Origin of the sequence: Cryobacterium inferilacus (assembly GCF_019599185.1) — a bacterium.
In the GTDB taxonomy this organism is placed as follows: domain Bacteria; phylum Actinomycetota; class Actinomycetes; order Actinomycetales; family Microbacteriaceae; genus Cryobacterium; species Cryobacterium inferilacus.
This window is the reverse complement of the sequence record NZ_JAIEUL010000003.1, coordinates 277,533-295,437: the sequence shown is the minus strand read 5'-3', so window position 1 is coordinate 295,437 and position 17,905 is coordinate 277,533. Positions and strand designations below refer to the sequence as shown.

Genomic DNA, 17,905 nt, shown 5'->3' with positions numbered 1-17,905 from the left:
GAACGACACGATTCATGGTTCGACGCAGCGGCCTTCACCCGCACCACCCCTGGCTCCCCTAGAAGCCAATATTCACTTGTGACGCTGCACGCTGAAGATCTGCTCGCCGGACCTCGGGGTCGTCGGCTGTGTCTGGACGTGGCGCTCGCCCCGCGTGCGACGGAGGACACCGAGATGGAGGAACTGCGCACGGCCGTGTTCTACGCCGTCTACGATCTTGACCCCGGCCAGGGCGCGTCGCGAGTGCTCTTCGGGCCAGGGGTGGACGAGCGGTCGGGCCCGCCGCCTGCACCCACGCCGCACGAAGTCGCACGACTTCTAGATGCCGTGGGCCTCCCGGTCATCGACGACAACACCCTGCTGCTCGCTCTCGCGACGGCCGTGGACACCGCCAGGTACTGGCAGGAGCCGGGCGGCGAAGACGTGCTTGCGGGCACGCCGGAGGTGCGCGCGGCGCTCGGCCGGGTGGCCGAGGCCATCGCCGTCGCTCCAGGGAGCGCCCGGTGGGTCGACCCGATGCACGTCCGCGAGCAGTGGGCGGTCACGTTCGCCGACCTCCCCGGCATCCCTCGGCCGCCGACCGAAACCGCTCGGGAGATTCTCGACCGCTGGCAGGCGCTCCAGGTCGAGGAGGAGGCCAGGGCCCAGCGCGATCGCCCCGCCAATCCGGCCGGGAATTTCAGCGGCACCTGGTGGTCACGCCCGGCCCTCGGGCTGTTCAGCACCACCCGTGCGCTCGGCCAGGGGCCGATGGGCCTGCGGTTCGTTGAAGACACGCTGGGTTGGGAGTCGGCCACGGTCGAGCGCGTGCACATTACGGCGGATGCCCGCACCTTCGAGATCGACGGCGCCGCGGCCTGGGCGCACCTGGCGAGGCGTTACCCGTTGGAGGTAACGGCGTCCCGCCGACACGACTGGTACCGCATCACGGGACGCAACGGAACGTGGGTCATTCCGGACTGGTCGCTGGTGCGGCACGACTACGACGCCGTGCACTTGAGCGTTGCCGGCTATCTGAGCGCGGCCGGAACGGGCATCCGCCTCGATGATGACCGCGCGACGGTGCTCGCCGGGTCGGACCCGGGCGCCACCTATTGGTTGACAGACCTGGACCGCGACGCGTCAACCGCCGCGGACTGGCACCTCGATGGCGCGGACAGTGTGTGGAGGCCGTCGCCGGCAGGCGCCTAGAGGTGCGTCAGGCAGGAAGTTACGAGCCGGCGCGCACGTGGTGCCGACCACTCGGGAGCACCATCGGCTTGCCGGTGAGGGGGTCGTCGATCACCAGGCTCTCGAGCCCGAACACCTCGCGCACCAGCACCTCGGTGATGACCTCGGCGGGGCCGCCGATCGCGTGCACGTGGCCGTCACGCACGGCGACGAGCTCGTCGGCGTACCGCGCGGCCAGGTTGAGGTCGTGCAGCACCATCACGATGGTCGTGCCGCGCGTGCGATTGAGGTCGGTGAGCAGGTCGAGCACCTCGATCTGGTGGGTCACGTCGAGGAACGTCGTCGGCTCGTCGAGCAGGAGGATGTCGGTCTCCTGCGCGAGCGCCATCGCGATCCACACCCGCTGCTGCTGCCCACCAGACAACTCGTCGACCGATCGTTCGGCGAGGTCGGAGATACCGGTCGCGGCGAGGGCGTCGGAGACCGCCTCGTAGTCGCGGGGACTCCACCTGGCGAGCATCTTCTGGTGCGGATGCCGTCCACGCCCCACCAGGTCGGCCACGGCGATGCCCTCCGGAGCGAGCGGCCGCTGGGGCAGCAGGCCCAGTGTGCGGGCGACCTCCTTGGAGCGCGCCGCGGGGCGCCCGATCGCTGCGGTGATCACGACTCGTCGGCCGGCGACCGCGGCGTCGAAGATCGCGCACGTTTGGCAGGCAGCGGGGGTGGCCGGGGCGGAAGCCGCACTCGAGAACCTCGTGGCCGAGGTGATCGTCGACGCCGAGCGGCGGGGCGATGTGGCCGTTAAGTGGGAGTCCGATGTCGGCATCCGCCTGCCCGAACGACTCGGATTCTCGCGGATGCGCTCGCCGTATCGCTCGGCCGCCGGCACGGAGGGCGTGACGGGCTACATCCGCTGGCTCCGTGCCGACGCCCACGACGAACCGCCGTATTACTCGCAGACCAGCTCCTTCACCTGCGGTGCCGTCGCCGCCATTCTCGCTCTGGAGATCCGCGGTTCGGGCGGCTTCGCAGCCGACGACAGCAACCGCGACAGCGAGATCGATTTCTGGCGGCGGGCCAGCAACTACCCGTCCTGTGAGCCGATCGGTCTCGCCGTGGCCCTGCGGGAATCCCTCGTGGATGCCGCGGGCACCTCGCCGGTGGAGGTCTTCCTTGACACCGGGGAGGCGGTGCTGCTCGAGTCCTACCCCGACGGCTTTGACCGCAGGTTTCGCGAAGAGTTGCAGGCCCACTCGCTACGGAAGGCGCTGACGAGCGACATCGGTGTTCGACGTGAACGCGTTTCGATCGACGAGATTGCGGCTCGAGTGGGCGCCGGCGAGTTGGCGCTGCTGCTCATCGACCTCGAGCCGATGATGGGCTTCGCGGTGCCGCACTGGGTGTTGGCGCACGCTGCCGCCGACGGCGTGGTGTACATCGACGACCCGTGGATCTCCTCGACCTGGGGCGAGAGTTGGGTCGACTCGCACGAACTGCCGATTGCGGTCGACGATCTCGACCGGATGATCGCCTGGGGAGACACGGGGTACCGCGGAGTGGTCTTCCTCCGCCGCTAGAAGTGCGTGAGGCAGTGCGCCGGGCGCTCGACGGCGAACAGTCGGGCGAGCAGGAATGCTGCGCCCGCGGTGTGTTCACGCAGCTTGTTCGCCGCCGCCAGTGACACGGGGTTCACCGCGCCCAGGTAGATCGACGAGAGAGCGGCGATGTCCAGGTGCAGATCGGGTGCCTCATCGGAGACGGTCACCCGCGCCGTGCCGCCCTGCACCTCGAGCGAGAAGGTGCCCGCGGTGAGACCCAGTTCGTCGGTGACCCGCAGAACCAGTGTGCCGTCGGCGGCGAACTGGCGCGCTTCGAGTGCCTGGCGCACATCCAGGATGCGCAGCCAGAGCAGGTCGCGCGGGTTCGACGCCGCCACGCACCGCGCATCCACCAGGGCCCAGCTCAGTGGGTTGTCGACCGGTGACTCGTTCCAGGTGATCCGCTCCACCAGGTCGATGGCCGCCAGATACTGCCAGAGCTCCAGGTAGGCCGCCGGGGTCGCCGCCACCAGGTCCACGATCTCCATCGTGGCGGGAGTCTTGTCCCAGCCGCCGAAACGGTACGAGACGTAACCGTCGACCGTTCCCACGGCCGAACCGTCGCCGGTCTCGGCGGGCGCATAGTGCAGTGCCACCTTCACCTTGGTGTCTGGCCCGCCCTCACGGCTCGTCTTGCCTGCGGCCAGCTGGCGGTAGAACTCCTGCCGCCCGATCGATCCCGGCTGTTCGGCGTGCAGCTGGGCGAAGACCTGGGGTGCCAGCTCGAGCAGCACCTCGGGGTCGGCGACCTCCACGGTTCCCACCGGCTGATGAGCAAGCTTGAACTTGGCGCTGGTATCAACCGTGATGCTCTGCTCGGCGGTGGCCACACCGAACCCGAAGCGACCATAGATCGACGCCTCGGATGCCGTGAGCGCGGCGATGCCGACGCCGGCGGCCTTCGCCAGGGCGAGGTCTTCGGTCATCATCCGGCGCAACAGGCCGCGTCGACGGTGCGATGTGCGCACAGTGACTCCGGTGATCAGATGCGCATCCAGCAGCCTGCCGAACCCGATGTTGAGAGTGCTGCGTCGGGTGCCGAAGGTGGCGACGGGCACCTCGATGCCCAGCGAGTGCGGAGCCGGCTGACCGGTTTGGTAGGCACCCGTGTAGACGGCACCGTCCACCCGGCTCATGGCGATGGATTCCTTCATCCGCTCGTCGGTGCTGCGCTCCTCATGGAACCCGAACGACACCGCCTTGTCCCACGCCGTGGCCTCGGGGTAGCCGGGCTCGTCTGGTGCTGCCGGCTCAAACCGGCGGATCTCGTACTCTGCACTCATCGGGGACATGGATCCGAGTCTAGGGAACCACCTCCTCTGAGCTCGTCGCTCGACTCAGAACGGCGGGTTCTCGGGTACCGGCGGTGACGGGCGACGTGTGGGCTGATGTTCGGGCATCAGGTAGCTCGCCGCGGCCGGTCGTCTGCGGCTTTTAGGTGTCACCACCGGGGGTCTGGGTCGGGGTGGTGCGACCGGGTTGGCCGGGTCGGTGCGGTAGCTGCGCCTGCCCGGCGAGGTCCAGAGCAGCACCCCACCGGGCTCCTGAACGACCTGCCACCGGGAGAGGTGTTTGAGCCGGTGGTGGGCTTCGCAGAGATGGGCGAGGTTGTCGCAGTCGGTGCTGCCGCCGTTGGCCCAGTCGTCGGTGTGATCCACATCTGATTTCACCGCGGGCCGGTTGCAGCCGGGGAACCGGCAGGTTTCGTCGCGCATCCGCAACCACTTCTTCATGGCCTTCGTGTTCTTGTACTGGGTCTTCCCCAGCGAGAGCACGACGCCGGTCTCCGGGTGTGTGAGCAGCCGGGTGAAGCTGGGTGCGGTGGCGGCGATTTCCCTTGCGGTCTCGGGGGAGATCGGCCCGTAGCCCTCGAGAGTGGCGGGTTCATCGCTCTGGCCGAGGAGGGTGAGGACCGGCACGGTGATCATCACCGTGCCGCGGATGCCGGCGCCGAGCCCGTCGGGGGTGACACCGTCCAGCAGCAGGGCCCGGGTGATGTCCGCCCGGAGTTGGGCGAGGCCGCGCTTGCGCTGCTGCTCGGCCTCCGCCCGCTCAGCCGCCGAGCCCGAGCCCGTTGCCGCGCCCGTTCCCGCGTCGGTGTCGCCGTGCTTCTGCAAGGTCTTGGCAGTGGTATCGATGCGGTCGAACGCGGATTTGGTGTCGTGGGCGGTGCCGTACCAGTGCAACCAGCCCATCCCGTCCGCGGCGGGTTCCCACCGGGTGTGCCGGTCGGCGAGAGCGTTCTTGGTGCGGGTCACGATGGATTCCGGGTGCTGTTTCTCCCGCAGCCGTTGGGCGCGATTGGTGAACCGGCCCACCGGCAGGGTTTTCGCGTGCGGCAGCACCGCGTCTTCGAACGCGGCCTGGTCGGCCTCGGGCAGGGTGCGCATCTGGTCGATCAGCGCCTTGGCGTGCGGGTAGCTGATCTCGCCGGCCGTCAAAGCATCGAACGTCGCCGGGGCTGAGAGCAACCACAGTGATTCGTCCAGCAGCCGCTCGACGGTGCGTTCGTGCAGGTTGAGCAGGCACGCCGTCTCGCTCACGATCGTGCGCCGGGCCACCTCCCGGTCCTCCCACCGGCCGAACGCGACCGCCCGGGCCTGACACGCGCTGAGCGTCGCGGCGTCCCGGTCGGCCAGGTGAATGGCTTCCAGACTGCCCTGCAGTCGGCACGCCACCTGTGGTTCCTCGCTCCAGAGCTGCAGCTCGACCAGCCGTTCGGCCTGCCGGGCTTGCGCTTGCGCGATGGCGCGGTGCTCGGCCGCGATCAGCTCGGTGCGGCGCACGAGCTCCGAGCGCACCCACTCGGGGTCGGCCGGATCAGGCCCGGGCGGATGGTCAGGGGCGGGGGTGGATCCGGGTGGAACGGGTTCCGGAGAGTAGTCGTCATCATCCGGAACTGGCGGTGGTGCCTGGTCTGGGCTACTCATACTGAGATCATCTCAGCTACCACCGACACTGACGCTCGCCCGCACACGCCACCGGCGCGACGGTCTTCCGCAAACGATTGGTTTTCGAGGCCCCGGTTACCGGCCGCGGAACGAGGCTGATTGGATGGGAGCGGAGAGGCGGTGCCCCATGACTGAAGCCGTATCCACCCGCGAGGTGTACAGCAACGCCTGGATGACCGTGCGCGAGGACGTGGTGCGCCGGCCGGACGGGTCGGAGGGCATCTACGGCGTCGTCGACAAGCCCGACTTCGCCATCGTCGTGCCGTTCGCCGACGACGGATTCTGGTTGGTGGAGCAGTTCCGCTACACCGTGGGGCGGCGGGCGTGGGAATTTCCGCAGGGCTCCTGGCCGACCGAGAACGACGGCAGCCAGGAGGACCTCGCCCGCGCCGAGCTGGCGGAGGAGACCGGGTTGCGGGCCGGGAGCATCCGTCACCTGGCGCACTTCTACACCGCCTACGGTCACAGCAGCCAGGGCTGCGATCTCTACCTGGCCACCGAGCTGACGCCAGGGCCGCCCGAGCGGGAGATCACCGAACAGGACATGGTGCACCGTTGGTTCAGCGAGAGCGACTTCCGGCGGATGATCCGCGACGGTGACATCGTGGATGCGGCGACCCTGGCCGCGTACACCTACCTGCTGCTCGACCGACAAGACTGACCCGGGCGTCCACGGGTGGGCAGCTGGCGGTTACGGCGTGAGCACAACCTTGATGCAGCCGTCGTCCTTGGCGCTGAAGGTCTCGTACATCTCCGGCGCGCGGTCCAGGGCCACCCGGTGGGTGACGAGGTCCATCACGCCCAGCGGGTCGGCCGGGTCCTCTACCAGCGGCAGCAGGTCGTCGATCCAATGCTGCACGTTGCACTGCCCCATCCGCAGCTGAATCTGCTTGTCGAACATGTTCATCAGCGGCATCGGGTCGGCGACGCCAGAGTACACGCCGCTCACCGACACCGTGCCGCCGCGGCGCACCAGGTCCAGCGCCATGTGCAGCGCGGCCAGGCGGTCCACGCCCACCGTGGTGAAGACCTTCTTGGCCACCGCATCCGGCAGCAGGCCGGCGGCGTACTGGGTGAACGCGGCGGCGGGGTTGCCGTGCGCCTCCATGCCTACGGCGTCCACGACCGAGTCCGGTCCGCGGCCGTCCGTGGTGGCCTTGAGGGTGGCGACGATGTCGTCGTCGAGGTCGAAGACCTCCACACCGTGCCGTGCGGCCATGTCGCGGCGCTCCTTCACCGGGTCGACACCGAGAACCCGCAAGCCCAGGTGGCGACCGATACGGCTGGCGAACTGGCCCACCGGGCCCAGCCCGATCACGGCGAGGGTGCCGCCGGCCGGTACGTCGGCGTACTGCACGCCCTGCCAGGCGGTGGGCAGGATGTCGCTGAGGAACAGGTAACGGTCGTCGGGCAGGTCGGCGCCGACCTTGATGGCGTTGAAGTCCGCGAACGGAACCCGGAGCTTCTCGGCCTGGCCGCCGGGAACGGAACCGTACAGCTCGCTGAAGCCGTAGAGGCTGGCGCCGGTGCCCGAATCGCGGTTCTGGGTGGTCTCGCACTGGGTGGTGAGGCCCTGGTCGCACATGAAGCAGTCACCGCAGGCGATCACGAACGGGATGACCACCCGGTCGCCGACCGACAGCGAGGTGACGCCGGCGCCGACAACCTCAACAACGCCCATGGTCTCGTGCCCGAGAACGTCGTCCTTGGCCAGGAACGGCCCCATCACGTTGTAGAGGTGCAGGTCCGAGCCGCAGATGGCCGCGGAGGTGACGCGGATGACCACATCCGTGGGCTTCTCGATCACGGGATCGGCGACGGTTTTGACCTCGACCTTTTTGGAGCTCTGCCAAGTGAGTGCTTTCACGGTGTCCTCTTCATGGTGCGTCGAGATTCTGCGTCGAGACGGCGGGTATGGGCCGTCTTCGCGGTGCGCCCGGATGAGGGCGATTCCCACCAGCTTTGTTCAGCCCACAACAGAACTCAAGCAACCTGGACGTATCTCCAGGCTTCACCTGGAGGCGTGACGAATCGCGAAAATCCGCGTCGCAACCCTGTGATTTCGGTCAAGCGAGGGCGGCAAGGGCCTCGCGAGCGCGCTTCATCGACGTGCTCAGACCCCACTCGGCGCTCAGGCGTTCCAGCTCGGCCACCTGATCCGGCGTGCTGGGGCGGATGCGCGCGTCGACGTCGGGTAGGTCGAGGTCCCGCACCACGTTCACCACGGCCGGTGCCACCTCGAGGTAGTCCGCGGCGGCGACGATCTTCGCGCGCACGGATGCCCCCATCTTCACGGCGGGGTCGGCCGCGGCGGCCACAATGCCGGTGAGGTCACCGAACTCGGCCAGCAGCGTTGCGGCGGTTTTCTCGCCCACGCCGGCCACCCCGGGCAGGCCGTCGGAGGCGTCGCCGCGCATTGCCGCAAAGTCGGCGTACTGGGACGGGGTGACGCCGGTCTTCGCGGTGAGGGACGCGTCGGTGAGGACCTCCAAATTTGACATGCCGCGCCCGGTATATATCACCCGCACGTCGCGGGAGTCGTCGACGAGCTGGAACAGGTCACGGTCGCCGGTGATCACGTCCACGGGAATCTCGCCGTGGGAGGCGAGGGTGCCGATCACGTCATCGGCCTCGTGCTCGGCGACGCCGACAATGGGGATGCCGAGGGCGGTGAGCACCTCACGGATGATCGGCACCTGCGGGCTGAGCAGGTCTGGCACGTCTTCGATCGACGGGTCGGCATCCGTGGCCGGTTCGGCGGCCACCCGGTGGGTCTTGTAGGTCGGGATGAGATCGACTCGCCACTGCGGGCGCCAGTCGTCGTCCCAGCAGGCCACGATCTCGGTCGGCTGGAACTCGGTAGCGAGCCTGGCGATCATGTCGAGCAGGCCGCGCACGGCGTTCACCGGCTCACCGCCCGGCGACCGCACGGTGTCTGGCACACCGTAGAAAGCGCGGAAGTACAGGGCGGCGGTGTCGAGGAGCATCCGGCGTTCGGGTTGAGTGGTCACGGCGGCATTGTGCCACACGGAGGTGCTCGCTGTCCCGCCCATTCCGGTGTTATACCTAGAGGTGCTAGGGTTCCATACCTAGCAGCTCTAGGTAGAGACGCTCATGATCACAAATCCCTGACCACCAAGGAGGCGCCGTGCGCATCGAGAAAGACCTGGTTGCCGCCGCAGCGACCCCGCTCGTGCTGGGGATCCTGCTGGACGGTGACCTCTACGGGTACGCCATTCTCAAACGGGTCGGCGAGCTCTCCGGCGGCAGCCTGCAGTGGACAGACGGCATGCTCTACCCGTTGCTGCACCGCTTGGAGCGGCTGGGCTACGTCACCTCGCTCTGGGCCACGTCGGAGGTCGGTCGCCGTCGTAAGCACTACGCCATCACCGACGCGGGCCGTGAGCAGTTGGCCGAACGGCAGGCGCAGTGGACCGTGATGGCGGATGCCCTGCGTCAGGTCTGGCAGGACGCGCCCCGGCCGGCTCCACCCCGGTTGGCGACGGGCGCGGAGGGGTGGGCCTGATGGGCCTCGACGCCGACCTCGAAGCCCAGGTGGATCGCTGGCGCGGATACGTGCAGCGCCGCCAGGCGATTGCGGCGGCCGATGTCGATGAGCTCGAGGACCACCTGCGCGGGCAGATCGATGACCTGCTGGCCACCGGTCTCGATCACGACGAGGCCTTTCTCGTGGCGATCAAGCGACTGGGCAACCTCGACGCCGTCTCCCAGGAGTTCGCCAGGGAACACTCGGATCGGCTCTGGAAGCAGCTCGTTCTGGTTCCCGACGACAGCGACGCCCGCACCCCGGCCTGGCGGGAACTGGCCGTGGTGCTCGCCGTCGCCGTCTGTGCGGGCGTCGCCGTCAAGATCGGCTTCAGTTGGTCCGAGGGCGGCACCGGCCTGGCCCGCAACCTCGGGCTGCTGATCCTGCCGTTCCTTGCCGGTTACTTCGCCTGGAAGCGTCGGCTCACGGCTCCGGTGCTCGCCGCCCTGGTCGCCTCGGTCGCCGGACTCGCGGTCCTGCTCAACGTCTACCCCTTCGCCGAGAGCGGCTCCACCGAGCTGCTCGCCGCACTGCACGCACCGGTGCTGCTCTGGGCGCTCGTCGGGGTCGCCTACCTCGGTGGCCGCTGGCGGTCCGATGCCCGACGGATGGATTTCGTGCGGTTCACCGGTGAGCTGGCGATCTACTACACGCTGCTCGCCCTCGGCGGGGCCGTGCTCGTGGCGCTCACCGTCGCCGTTCTGGCCGTCGTGGGCATCGACCCTGAGCCGGTGCTTGGCGGCTGGATTCTGCCGTTCGCCGTGCCGGGAGCCCTTGTTGTGGCCGCCTGGCTCGTCGAGGCCAAACAGAACGTCGTGGAGAACATCGCCCCTGTCCTCACCCGGGTGTTCACGCCCCTCACCATCGTGATGCTGCTGGCCCTGCTCGCGGTTCTGGCCACCGCCGGTGGTCTCGGCACCGTGGACCGTGACCTGCTCATCCTGATGAACGCCATCCTGGTGCTCGTGCTCTGCCTGCTGCTCTATTCGATCTCGGCTCGTGACTCCCTGGCCCGGCCCGGCCTGTTCGACATGCTGCAGCTGGCGCTCGTGATCGTGGCCCTCGCTGTAGACGGCGTCATGCTCACCGCGATGCTGGCCCGCATCACCGAATTCGGCTTCAGCGCCAACAAGATCGCCGCCCTCGGGCTCAATCTGCTGCTGCTCGCACACCTGGTGCGCTCGGCCTGGCTCACGGTCGGATTCCTGCGCGGCAGAACGCCCTTCAGCGCTCTCGAGCGCTGGCAGACCCGGTACCTGCCGGTCTACGGGCTCTGGGCCCTGGTGGTTGTCGTGGTCTTCCCGTTGGCCTTCGGGTTCGCCTGACCTCTCGCGCGGTCTAGCGGGCCTGGCCCACGAGCTCGTCGACGGAGATGGTGCGGTTCACCACGCCCTCCGCCGCGCTGCGCAGGGTGACGCTGTGCTCGCGGGCGTAGCTGCGCAGCGCGTCGAACGCCTCGGACATGGTGCAGGAGCGCAGCTGCGCCAGAACGCCCTTGGCCTGCTCCACCAGGATTCTGGTGTCCAAGGCGAGGTGTAGTTGGGCGGCGACGATCTCGGGCTGGCGAAGACTGCGTTCGTGCAGGATGCCGACGGTCGCCACATCCGCCAGCGCCTGGGCGAGCTGGGCGTCGCGGTCGCTGAGCGCGCCGGTTGTGGTGCTCAACAGGTTCATCGCCCCGATGACCTCGCCGTGCAGCCGGAGGGGAGTGGCATGGGCGGCCTTGAAGCCCTGTTCGAGCGCCGTGCGACGGAACCGCGGCCAGTCCCTGAGGTCGCGCTCGATGTCGGGGACGCTGACCACCGTGCCGGTCTCGAAGCAGTCGATGCATGGGCCTGCACCGGCCGCCACGATCATGATTTCCACCAGTTCGGCTTCTTCGCTGGTCGAGGCGACCAGCTCCAGTTCATTGCTGCTGTCCAGAAGGAGGATGCCGCCGGCTTGAACGCTGAGAAGTTCAGTGCAGGTGTTCATGAGGGTGGACAGCATGTCGAGGACGTCGTAGCTGTCGACCAGGGTGCTGGCCACACGCACGAAAGCGTCGTTGATCAGTTCTTCACGGTTGCTGTCCGCAACGGGTTGGTTGTCGTTCATGTCTGCCTACTCTGGAAGCTGTGCGAAATTGAGGCGACGGCCGACGACGTCGTGTGCAATCTCCTGAACGGTGTATCCGCTGGAAAAAGCGTAGGCCCGAATTCGGGATAAAGCATCTGTTGCTGACACATCCAATTGGGTGAGGACCATGCCGGTCGCCTGGTGGATCTCCCGCCGCGACTCGATGGGTTCCTCATTATCGGGCGTTTCGCGGTCCGCCAGAACGATCGCTCGTCGGAAGGCGGGACCGGCGATGGCCCGGCACAGGGAGACGCCGAGGTCGCTGGCCTCGGTATCCAGCGTGCCGGGGAGGGTGCGATAACAGGTGACCGTACCCGTGCAGGCCGCGCCGAGCATGAGGGGAAAGGCGAAGATCGCGCCGACGGTCAACTCGGCCGCGCCCTCGAGGAACGCCGGCCACTGGTCGGCATCGGTGAGGTTTGCAACCGTCACCAGCTCCGCTCGCGCGTAGGCATCGACCGAGGGACCCTCACCCAGGTCGAACTGCAGCTCTTCCAGGCGGCGGGACGTGTCGTCCGTGGCCTGGATGAGGGTGGCACGGCGATTCTGGTCGAAAACCGAAATGGCCACCCCGCTGACGGGGAGCAGCTCGAGAAACGGGGACGCCAATTGAGCGCCGGCCCGGCGTGGCGTTCCCGATCCTTCACTCATCCGCGTCACCAGTCGTCTGCGTTGTCACGTCGAGGCCGGGCACCTACGTCGGTACGAACCCGGCCACACCTACACGTTAGTCCTGCGCGCCGGGCGCCGGGTGGCGTCGGTCTGACCGAGTCGGATGCCCCCGGGATGGGTAGTGTCTGAGCAGGTTCGCCACGCAGGTGCCGGCGACCGACGAAAGGTGCACCGATGCCCCATCACCCTGCCGTGCCCGAGGAACCAGACGCGTCCTCCGACAGCCGCGCGGAACCAACCTACGAACGCCTGGACCGCAACTGGGCCGAGTTGCTCCAGGAACTCCGCGTGATTCAGACCGGGACGCAGATCCTCACCGGATTTCTGCTGGCCGCGGTCTTCCAGTCCCGGTTCGAGGACCTCGACGCCTTCCAACGTGACGTCTACCTGGTCCTGGTCGTCTCGTCGATCCTCACCACCCTGGTGGGCCTGGCGCCGGTAAGCCTGCACCGGGTGCTGTTCCGGCATCGGGCCAAGGAGCGGATCGTGCGGTTCACGGACTATTTCGTGCAGGCCACCCTGGCCGGCGTCGCGCTCACGGTCGCCGGCATCGGCTTGCTGATCTTCGACCTGGTACTCGGTCGGGCATGGGGGATCGCCTTCGCGGTGTTCATCCTGCTCGTCGTGCTCACTATTTGGGTGGCCATGCCGCGCAGGATTCGCCGAAACGTCTAGCAGCGGGGTGGTGCTGACGGGGTGGCTATTTGGTGGAGAACTTATTCGGGTCGAGGCCGGCGATGCGGTGGGCGTGCTCCCGCAGGTCGTCGTCGCTGATCGACTGGCCGGCATCGGCGAAACGCTGACGCAGGGCATCCACAATCTGGGCCTCGTCGTGGCCGGCCAGGTCGGCCTCTTCCTGCACGAGGATTCCGGCGACCTTGTCGGCGTCCGGTTGAAAGTGCTGGTCCTGGATTGGTTCATCCTGGGTATCACCATTGCGAGTCATATCGTCCTCCGATCACCGGAACTGCCTGGAGTCAATTGTGCCTCACCCGGTCAGTCTCGCCGACCGTCGCCGTGGGTGACCGGCTTAACTGACACAGCACCGACCCCGAGGGGCCGGTGCTGTGCGGTCAAGTGCGAGTTGCCTACTTGCGGCGGCCGGTGAGGGCGCCGTAGATCACCAGAACGATGATCGATCCGCCGATTGCCAGCAGCCAGGTCTGGATGGAGAAGAAGTCCTCGAGCGGAGCGTTGAAGAGCAGGCTGCCGAGGAACCCGCCGAGGAGGGCGCCGACGACGCCGAGCACGAGGGTGATCACCCAGCCGCCACCGTTCTTGCCGGGGAGGATGAGCTTGGCGATGGCTCCCGCGAGGAGGCCGAGGAGGAGGAATCCGAAGAAGCCCATGAGTGTGTCTGCTTTCTGTTCTGGGTGGTGGTGAGGGTACTGCTGGTGGAACGGGAAATAGAGAAGGTGGGTGCCTAAGCGGCGAGGGAGGTGCGGAGGTAGACCGGGCGCGGCATCCGCTTGGCGAAGATGCCTGCGGGAGCGGCGACAGGTTCGTCGAGGTAGCGAACGAGTGCGGCCTGGGCGTGCGGGATCGTGGCGGCTTCGGCAATGGCCTCGCCGACGCTGTTGCGAACAACAAAATGCCCGTCGATGAACTCCACCAAGCCGGCGTGCTCACCGTTCGCTGCGGCGACCCAAAGATTGTTCTCCGGCATGTACCAGGCGATGTCGGTCGTTCGGGCGTCCGTGCCCGGTCGGTTGCTGAGAAGCGTCATCACTATCCCTTTAGCTAGCTGGTCTATTAGTTCGGCTGTCTAGTAATAAATTACACGAAGCAAAGCGAAACGCAAACAAGACTCATTTCCCGACCGTCCCGCTCTGCCTGTAAGACTCCTGACCATTGAGAAGACAACTTGTTAGATGAACTAGTCTCTGTGAATGGCTTATTCGGTGCAGGATGCGGACACGCACTACTGGTACTCCGACGACGCCCAGCGCGAGCGGAGCGTGGCCGTTCTGGAGGCGATGCGCACGTATCGGGCGGCAGAATCGGCCATGCGCAGCAGAACCCAGCGATCGATGGGACTCGGCGAGAACGACATTCTCGCCTTGCGCTACCTGCTCACGGCCAAGCAGGACGACCGGTCGGTGGGACCCAAGGAGCTGACCGCATACCTTGGCATCTCCAGCGCCTCCACCACCGTGCTGATCGACCGACTGGAGCGTTCGGGGCAGGTGCGGCGAGAACACAGCCCGTTCGACCGCCGCGCGTTGATCCTGGTGCCCACCGCCAGCACGGATGCCGAGATTCAGGCCGCGCTCGGCGACGTGCCGGCCCGCATGGTTGAGGTCGCCAACCGGCTGGACCCTGCCCAGGCGAAGGTCGTCGTGGACTTTCTGCAGAGCATGAAAGCGGCCGTCGACGAGATCGACACGCACTCCGGGGCCGAGGCACCGCCTGCAGGATCGCCCGCCGCGCCATAGCGAGCCTGCTCCGAAACGGCTCTGGCCCGGTAATAAACTGGGCCTATGGAGAACTTTCCTCACGAACCGGGGGACCTGTCGGACCTGGTGAGGGCGCCACATGCCGCCGAAGTGATTGCGACGCTCTTGGACTACCGACTGGCCGAGGAAGCGATGCGCCGGCGCACCCGGGACTCCATGCGGATGGGCACCATGGATCTGGCGGCCCTGCGGTTTCTGATCAAGGCGCAGGGCGAGCAGCGCATCGTGTCCGGGCGCAATCTGGCCGATCACCTGGGCATGACGAGCGCATCCGTGACCGCCCTGTTGGACCGGCTGACCGCGAGCGGCCACGTGCAGCGCACACCGCACCCCACCAACAGGCGCAGCAACATGATCACCGCCACGCCGGGTTCCGACGAGGAGGTTCGCCAGACCCTCGGGGCCATGCACGGTCGCATGATCGACGCGGCTCGGGCGTTGAGCCCCGCGGATGCCGCCCTTATCCAGCAGTTCCTCGAATCGATGACCACCGCAGTAGACGGCGTCGACCTGGCGGGCCCCTCGACCTGATCGCGTAGCCTGAGCGGATGATTCCCGATCACCCGATCACCATCCTGGCCGGCGGCAACATGAACGAGGTGAGCCGGGACGGCGACACCGTGCTGCGCACCGGCGGCCCGTGGACACCGACGGTGCACGCCTACCTGGAGTACCTCGCCCTGGCCGGAGTCACCTGGGCGCCGCGGCCGCTCGGGGTGGAGGGCGACCGTGAGCGGCTCACCTTCATTAACGGCGAGGTTCCGGTGTATCCGCTGCCGGAGTGGGTCTGGGCGGAGAGCGTGCTCACCGAGGGTGGCCGGTTTCTGCGCCAGTTGCACGATGCGAGCATCGGCTTCGCCCTCGACGACCGCATCTGGCAGTCCCGGGCCAAGGTGCCCAGCGAGGTGATCTGCCACAACGACTTCGCCCCGCACAACCTCGCGTTCACCGACGGCCGTCTCATCGGGGCGATCGACTTTGACATGTGTTCACCCGGCCCGCGCCTGTGGGACATCGCCTACTTCGCCACCCGGGCGGTGCCGCTGACGGGATCGACCCCGCCGAACGCGCCCGGTATGGAGCGGGCCCGGCGGCGCACCCAGCTGATCCTCGACGCCTACGGGTCGGAGGCGACCTGGGCGGATGTGCTGCGGGTCGCGATCATCCGGCTGCACGACCTCGCCGACATGTCGAGGCTGAAGGCCGACCAATTGGGCAAGCCGCACCTGCTCGACGAAGCCGACGGCTACGCCAGCGACGCCGCGTTTCTCGGTGCCTGGACCGGCTGACCTTTCGAATGGCCACGCACAAGTCGAGAACCGGACGTACACTATTACGTACAGGAGGCCCTTAATGCGAACCATGACCTATTCAGAATCACGCGCCAACTATGCGGCGACGCTCTCGGCGGTCGTGGATGACCGCGAGGAAGTCATCATCACTCGGGCTGGACACGAGCCGGTGGTCATCGTCTCCCTGGACGAGTACGAGTCACTCAAGGAGACCGCGTACCTGCTCCGGAACCCGGCGAACGCACGACGACTTCTCGGATCCATCGAAAGGCTTGAAGCCGGGCGCGGCGCCGAGCACGATCCGGTCGAGTGAAGTTCGTCTGGGACGAGGACGCCTGGGCCGACTACGAATGGTGGCAGGCCCAGGACCGCAAGATCCTCAAGCGGATCAATGCACTTCTTCATGACGTGGCTCGAAACGGGAACGAAGGCATTGGCAAGCCTGAGCCCCTCAAACACGGCTTTCACGGCTATTGGTCCAGGCGCATCACCGATGAGCACCGTCTGGTTTACAAGGTCGAGGGCGACGAAGTTCGCATTGCCGGCTGCCGCTATCACTACGGGACCTAATGAACCGACGGTTCGGCCTAAAGCACTCCCGTGAGCACCCCACCATCGACTCGAACCGCCGCCCCGTTCGTCGCGGATGCGAGCGGGCTTGCGAGGTAGGCCACCATCGACGCGATCGTCTCGGCTGGTCGTCATCCGCGTCTGTCGCCGACGCCCGACAGTGCCGAGATCTGCTCGACTATCAGGTCGGGACGCGTGATGAACGGGTGGTGGCCGGTGGGGAGCTGGACGGATCGGGTTGCTTTATCGGCATGATGCCGTTGGAGGGCCAGCGACGTGCTGCGGTCCTGGCCGCAGATGATGTAGGTCGAATCGACCCCGCGCCATCCGGCGGAGCTGGTCGGCGTCATGAACGCACTGGCGGCCTGGCTGGTCACGCGCGCCCAGGCGTGGCGCTGGGTGTCGCAGTCGACGTCCTGCAGGAACCGTGCGCCGAACGAGCTGGCGTCATAGCCCGCGACGCTCAACGTGCCATCGCCGTTGTCACCGATACTGACCGGATCGGGCTCCCCACTCATGATCATGCCCTGCGCCTGTCCGACGTCTGGCAGATAGGAGGACACATAGAGGAGGTGCTCGATTGCGGGGTGCGCACCGCACTCAGCGATGACAGTCCCGCCATAGGAATGACCGACAACGATCGCCGGTCCTACGTCGTCAAGCGCAGCGCGCAGAGCCGCCGCATCAGCCACGAGTCCTCCAGTGACCTCCTCGGGTGTCGTTTCGCCGCACGATGGCAGCGCAACGGCACGGCTCCGAATTCCTGTCCTGCTCCGCAACAGGTCAGCTGTCGGCTGCCACCACCACTCGCCATCTCGCACCAGGGCCCCATGAACAAATAGCAGCTCCACGTTGTCTCCCTCTGTCGTCGGTACTATCAACGATAGACGTAGTGATTATTACGCGAAAAGGAGTGGGATGGGTCGGCTCAAGCAACCGCAAATCGCCACCGAGATTCTTGAGCGATGCACCGATTATTCGTTGGCGCACGGGTTGCCGGATCGCCTCGATCCTCTCGCACGAGCCAGCGGCACGTCCGCGCGCATGCTGCTGTATCACTTCGGGACCAGAGACGCCCTCTTGCAGGCGATCCTCCGGCGCGCGCGGCAACGGCAGGTGTCGAGTTTCACCGAGTGGCTGCGCGCCCGGCCCGATGAGGCCTACACCGAGACCTTGGCGCGCGCCTGGGCCGAGATGACTGGCCCAGACGGGCAACCGTTTGTGCGCATGTTCAACCAGCTTCGCGAGAACGCGGAACAGTCGCTCTGGCCCGATTTTCGACGCATAGCCACGACCGACTGGCTGAAGCCGCTGGAAGAGGGCCTGCGTACGATCGGCCGTCCGGAGTCGGCGACCCTCGTCCTCGCCGTGATCCGCGGCCTGCTCATGGATCGAGAAGCGACCGGAGACGCCGCGAGAACCGATCGAGCGTTTCGTGAATTCCTCGGGACCCTAGGTTCCGGTGCATCGGGGATCAGCGACTGAACGATCCTCCGCAGCCGGCTGTCCGGGATGCATACGCTGGCGATACCGC

General features: G+C 67.1%; 22 protein-coding genes and 2 pseudogenes. 12 read left to right on the top strand and 12 right to left on the bottom strand.

Annotated features, from left to right (window positions below; all coding sequences use genetic code 11):
* Positions 1 to 1,191, top strand: a 1,191-nt coding sequence (locus K2F54_RS04870) for a hypothetical protein (protein WP_220604722.1), incomplete at its 5' end; no start/stop codon positions are given.
* A gap of 19 nt (positions 1,192 to 1,210) precedes the next feature.
* On the opposite strand, the pseudogene K2F54_RS04865 reads toward K2F54_RS04870, so the two are convergent.
* Positions 1,211 to 1,798, bottom strand: a pseudogene (locus tag K2F54_RS04865) (ABC transporter ATP-binding protein); the annotation flags it as partial.
* Positions 1,799 to 1,826: 28 nt separating this feature from the next.
* Between K2F54_RS04865 and K2F54_RS04860 the strand changes: the two are divergent.
* Positions 1,827 to 2,747 carry a peptidase C39 family protein gene (locus K2F54_RS04860; protein ID WP_308287516.1) on the top strand — a complete coding sequence of 307 codons (921 nt, stop codon included), beginning with the start codon at positions 1,827 to 1,829 and terminating at the stop codon, positions 2,745 to 2,747.
* Here K2F54_RS04860 and K2F54_RS04855 read toward each other — a convergent pair.
* Both K2F54_RS04855 and K2F54_RS04850 read right to left on the bottom strand, forming a co-directional pair.
* Entirely contained in the window at positions 2,744 to 4,051 is a 1,308-nt protein-coding gene (locus K2F54_RS04855; protein ID WP_220604742.1) for a GNAT family N-acetyltransferase, read from the bottom strand. The two genes, K2F54_RS04860 and K2F54_RS04855, sit on opposite strands and share 4 nt — an antisense overlap.
* Positions 4,052 to 4,105: 54 nt before the next feature.
* Positions 4,106 to 5,698, bottom strand: coding sequence for an HNH endonuclease signature motif containing protein (locus K2F54_RS04850; protein WP_220604719.1), 1,593 nt, complete (start codon positions 5,696 to 5,698; stop codon positions 4,106 to 4,108).
* Positions 5,699 to 5,846: 148 nt separating this feature from the next.
* Between K2F54_RS04850 and K2F54_RS04845 the strand changes: the two genes are divergently transcribed.
* Positions 5,847 to 6,380, top strand: a complete 534-nt coding sequence (locus tag K2F54_RS04845) for an NUDIX domain-containing protein (RefSeq protein WP_220604718.1) — start codon at positions 5,847 to 5,849, stop codon at positions 6,378 to 6,380.
* A 30-nt stretch (positions 6,381 to 6,410) separates the two neighbouring features.
* Here K2F54_RS04845 and K2F54_RS04840 read toward each other — a convergent pair whose 3' ends face one another.
* Together K2F54_RS04840 and K2F54_RS04835 are read right to left on the bottom strand one after the other, a co-directional pair.
* Positions 6,411 to 7,586, bottom strand: coding sequence for an alcohol dehydrogenase catalytic domain-containing protein (locus K2F54_RS04840; protein ID WP_220604717.1), 1,176 nt, complete (start codon positions 7,584 to 7,586; stop codon positions 6,411 to 6,413).
* 199 nt (positions 7,587 to 7,785) lie between these two features.
* The gene (locus K2F54_RS04835) at positions 7,786 to 8,706 is read right to left on the bottom strand and encodes a 5'-3' exonuclease (RefSeq protein WP_220604741.1); all 921 of its coding nucleotides are present in this window, start codon (positions 8,704 to 8,706) and stop codon (positions 7,786 to 7,788) included.
* A gap of 161 nt (positions 8,707 to 8,867) precedes the next feature.
* Here K2F54_RS04835 and K2F54_RS04830 point away from each other — a divergent pair, with 161 nt between their 5' ends.
* Both K2F54_RS04830 and K2F54_RS04825 read left to right on the top strand, forming a co-directional pair.
* A complete protein-coding gene (locus K2F54_RS04830; RefSeq protein ID WP_220604716.1) occupies positions 8,868 to 9,245 on the top strand; it encodes a PadR family transcriptional regulator in 378 nt (125 codons plus the stop codon).
* Positions 9,245 to 10,591 (top strand): permease prefix domain 1-containing protein, encoded by a 1,347-nt coding sequence (locus K2F54_RS04825; RefSeq protein WP_220604715.1) that lies wholly within the window; start codon positions 9,245 to 9,247, stop codon positions 10,589 to 10,591. Before K2F54_RS04830 ends, K2F54_RS04825 begins: the two co-directional genes overlap by 1 nt.
* Positions 10,592 to 10,604: 13 nt before the next feature.
* Here the strand turns inward: K2F54_RS04825 and K2F54_RS04820 are convergent, their stop codons facing one another.
* Complete coding sequence (locus tag K2F54_RS04820) at positions 10,605 to 11,360, bottom strand: GAF and ANTAR domain-containing protein (RefSeq protein ID WP_220604714.1); 756 nt, start codon at positions 11,358 to 11,360, stop codon at positions 10,605 to 10,607.
* Between the two features lie 6 nt (positions 11,361 to 11,366).
* Positions 11,367 to 11,951 carry an ANTAR domain-containing protein gene (locus tag K2F54_RS19505; RefSeq protein WP_220604713.1) on the bottom strand — a complete coding sequence of 195 codons (585 nt, stop codon included), beginning with the start codon at positions 11,949 to 11,951 and terminating at the stop codon, positions 11,367 to 11,369.
* Positions 11,952 to 12,227: 276 nt separating this feature from the next.
* Here K2F54_RS19505 and K2F54_RS04810 point away from each other — a divergent pair, with 276 nt between their 5' ends.
* Complete coding sequence (locus tag K2F54_RS04810) at positions 12,228 to 12,728, top strand: DUF6328 family protein (protein WP_220604712.1); 501 nt, start codon at positions 12,228 to 12,230, stop codon at positions 12,726 to 12,728.
* A 25-nt stretch (positions 12,729 to 12,753) separates the two neighbouring features.
* On the opposite strand, the gene K2F54_RS04805 is transcribed toward K2F54_RS04810, so the two are convergent.
* From K2F54_RS04805 to K2F54_RS04795, 3 genes are all read right to left on the bottom strand, one after another.
* Entirely contained in the window at positions 12,754 to 12,999 is a 246-nt protein-coding gene (locus tag K2F54_RS04805; protein ID WP_220604711.1) for a hypothetical protein, read from the bottom strand.
* A gap of 142 nt (positions 13,000 to 13,141) precedes the next feature.
* On the bottom strand, positions 13,142 to 13,402 hold the full coding sequence (locus K2F54_RS04800) for a GlsB/YeaQ/YmgE family stress response membrane protein (RefSeq protein ID WP_220604710.1): 261 nt from the start codon (positions 13,400 to 13,402) through the stop codon (positions 13,142 to 13,144).
* Between the two features lie 74 nt (positions 13,403 to 13,476).
* Positions 13,477 to 13,779, bottom strand: coding sequence for a hypothetical protein (locus K2F54_RS04795; protein WP_220604709.1), 303 nt, complete (start codon positions 13,777 to 13,779; stop codon positions 13,477 to 13,479).
* Between the two features lie 163 nt (positions 13,780 to 13,942).
* Between K2F54_RS04795 and K2F54_RS04790 the strand changes: the two genes are divergently transcribed.
* The 5 genes from K2F54_RS04790 to K2F54_RS04770 all read left to right on the top strand — a co-directional run bounded on the left by K2F54_RS04790 (position 13,943) and on the right by K2F54_RS04770 (position 16,371).
* Positions 13,943 to 14,488: a MarR family winged helix-turn-helix transcriptional regulator gene (locus K2F54_RS04790; RefSeq protein ID WP_220604708.1), complete on the top strand. Its 546-nt coding sequence runs from the start codon at positions 13,943 to 13,945 to the stop codon at positions 14,486 to 14,488.
* Between the two features lie 45 nt (positions 14,489 to 14,533).
* Complete coding sequence (locus K2F54_RS04785; RefSeq protein ID WP_220604707.1) at positions 14,534 to 15,040, top strand: MarR family winged helix-turn-helix transcriptional regulator; 507 nt, start codon at positions 14,534 to 14,536, stop codon at positions 15,038 to 15,040.
* Positions 15,041 to 15,057: 17 nt separating this feature from the next.
* Positions 15,058 to 15,798, top strand: coding sequence for a phosphotransferase (locus tag K2F54_RS04780; RefSeq protein WP_220604706.1), 741 nt, complete (start codon positions 15,058 to 15,060; stop codon positions 15,796 to 15,798).
* Positions 15,799 to 15,862: 64 nt separating this feature from the next.
* Positions 15,863 to 16,114 carry a type II toxin-antitoxin system Phd/YefM family antitoxin gene (locus K2F54_RS04775; protein ID WP_220604705.1) on the top strand — a complete coding sequence of 84 codons (252 nt, stop codon included), beginning with the start codon at positions 15,863 to 15,865 and terminating at the stop codon, positions 16,112 to 16,114.
* Entirely contained in the window at positions 16,111 to 16,371 is a 261-nt protein-coding gene (locus tag K2F54_RS04770; protein ID WP_220604704.1) for a Txe/YoeB family addiction module toxin, read from the top strand. The genes K2F54_RS04775 and K2F54_RS04770 overlap by 4 nt, the downstream gene beginning before the upstream one ends.
* Positions 16,372 to 16,388: 17 nt before the next feature.
* On the opposite strand, the pseudogene K2F54_RS19040 reads toward K2F54_RS04770, so the two are convergent.
* Together K2F54_RS19040 and K2F54_RS04765 are read right to left on the bottom strand one after the other, a co-directional pair.
* Positions 16,389 to 16,493, bottom strand: a pseudogene (locus tag K2F54_RS19040) (oxidoreductase); the annotation flags it as partial.
* A 9-nt stretch (positions 16,494 to 16,502) separates the two neighbouring features.
* Complete coding sequence (locus K2F54_RS04765) at positions 16,503 to 17,222, bottom strand: alpha/beta hydrolase (RefSeq protein ID WP_220604703.1); 720 nt, start codon at positions 17,220 to 17,222, stop codon at positions 16,503 to 16,505.
* A 67-nt stretch (positions 17,223 to 17,289) separates the two neighbouring features.
* Between K2F54_RS04765 and K2F54_RS04760 the strand changes: the two genes are divergently transcribed.
* Positions 17,290 to 17,856, top strand: coding sequence for a TetR/AcrR family transcriptional regulator (locus tag K2F54_RS04760; RefSeq protein ID WP_220604702.1), 567 nt, complete (start codon positions 17,290 to 17,292; stop codon positions 17,854 to 17,856).
* Positions 17,857 to 17,905: the final 49 nt, after the last annotated feature.

Coding starts and splice junctions, on each gene's coding strand:
- K2F54_RS04855 (WP_220604742.1), bottom strand. CDS start 4,051: ATGAGTGCAGAGTACGAGATCCGCCGGTTTGAGCCGGCAGCACCAGAC.
- K2F54_RS04850 (WP_220604719.1), bottom strand. CDS start 5,698: ATGAGTAGCCCAGACCAGGCACCACCGCCAGTTCCGGATGATGACGAC.
- K2F54_RS04845 (WP_220604718.1), top strand. CDS start 5,847: ATGACTGAAGCCGTATCCACCCGCGAGGTGTACAGCAACGCCTGGATG.
- K2F54_RS04835 (WP_220604741.1), bottom strand. CDS start 8,706: ATGCTCCTCGACACCGCCGCCCTGTACTTCCGCGCTTTCTACGGTGTG.
- K2F54_RS04825 (WP_220604715.1), top strand. CDS start 9,245: ATGGGCCTCGACGCCGACCTCGAAGCCCAGGTGGATCGCTGGCGCGGA.
- K2F54_RS04820 (WP_220604714.1), bottom strand. CDS start 11,360: ATGAACGACAACCAACCCGTTGCGGACAGCAACCGTGAAGAACTGATC.
- K2F54_RS04810 (WP_220604712.1), top strand. CDS start 12,228: ATGCCCCATCACCCTGCCGTGCCCGAGGAACCAGACGCGTCCTCCGAC.
- K2F54_RS04805 (WP_220604711.1), bottom strand. CDS start 12,999: ATGACTCGCAATGGTGATACCCAGGATGAACCAATCCAGGACCAGCAC.
- K2F54_RS04800 (WP_220604710.1), bottom strand. CDS start 13,402: ATGGGCTTCTTCGGATTCCTCCTCCTCGGCCTCCTCGCGGGAGCCATC.
- K2F54_RS04795 (WP_220604709.1), bottom strand. CDS start 13,779: ATGACGCTTCTCAGCAACCGACCGGGCACGGACGCCCGAACGACCGAC.
- K2F54_RS04790 (WP_220604708.1), top strand. CDS start 13,943: ATGGCTTATTCGGTGCAGGATGCGGACACGCACTACTGGTACTCCGAC.
- K2F54_RS04785 (WP_220604707.1), top strand. CDS start 14,534: ATGGAGAACTTTCCTCACGAACCGGGGGACCTGTCGGACCTGGTGAGG.
- K2F54_RS04780 (WP_220604706.1), top strand. CDS start 15,058: ATGATTCCCGATCACCCGATCACCATCCTGGCCGGCGGCAACATGAAC.
- K2F54_RS04775 (WP_220604705.1), top strand. CDS start 15,863: ATGCGAACCATGACCTATTCAGAATCACGCGCCAACTATGCGGCGACG.
- K2F54_RS04760 (WP_220604702.1), top strand. CDS start 17,290: ATGGGTCGGCTCAAGCAACCGCAAATCGCCACCGAGATTCTTGAGCGA.